At 61.9% G+C, this 689-nt stretch carries 2 pseudogenes; one reads left to right on the top strand and one right to left on the bottom strand.

The features are described from left to right. Positions 1 to 354: pseudogene (locus EZM81_RS18015) on the bottom strand (transposase); the annotation flags it as partial. A gap of 17 nt (positions 355 to 371) precedes the next feature. On the opposite strand from EZM81_RS18015, the pseudogene EZM81_RS18010 reads away from it, so the two are divergent. Continuing rightward, positions 372 to 689: pseudogene (locus tag EZM81_RS18010) on the top strand (transposase); the annotation flags it as partial.

Here is a 689-nt window from a genome sequence, read left to right as displayed (position 1 = left end):
TGTTCATGCCGCCCTTCGTGCGGCCGATCAGACGGCCCCTTTGGTCGCCTGGCCCCCCTTTTTCGACCGCAGGCTGGTCGCCGTGCGATGTACCTTCAAGTAGGTCGCGTCGATCATTACCGTCTTCGGAACGGCTGCCTCGGCGGCCAGACCATCCATCATTCGGGCGAAGACCCCCTTGTCGCTCCACCGCTTCCATCGATTGTAGAGGGTCTTTGGCGGGCCGTATTCCTTCGGCGCGTCGCACCACTGCAAGCCATTGCGATTGATGAAGATTATTCCGCTCAAGACCCGCCGGTCATCAACGCGCGGCTTGCCATGGCTCTTGGGAAAGTACGGCTGGAGCCGCGCCATCTGCGCCTCGCNCCTAGGAGCAGGAGGCAGGTTTGCCGACCTCCGAGCTGTGCCGGAAACACGGGTTGAGCCCCGCGACGTTCTACAAGCTCAAGGGCAAGTATAGCGGGATGGACCTGTCCGATGCCAAGCGGGTGAAGCAGCTCAAGGACGAGAACGCGAAGCTGAAGCGCCTTCTGGCGGATGCCATGCTGGACAACGTGGTTCTGAAGGATCTGTTGGGATCGAAGCCATTGGACGCCACTGGTCCGAGGACCATGGCTGAGGCCTGACGACGCCGATGGCGCGGCGGGATGCGGTGTTGCGGGCAATGAAGGATCACCCGATCTCTCAGC

Origin of the sequence: Tabrizicola sp. YIM 78059 (assembly GCF_004959785.1) — a bacterium.
Lineage (GTDB): Bacteria > Pseudomonadota > Alphaproteobacteria > Rhodobacterales > Rhodobacteraceae > Tabrizicola > Tabrizicola caldifontis.
This window is presented reverse-complemented; position numbering and strand designations above follow the sequence as displayed.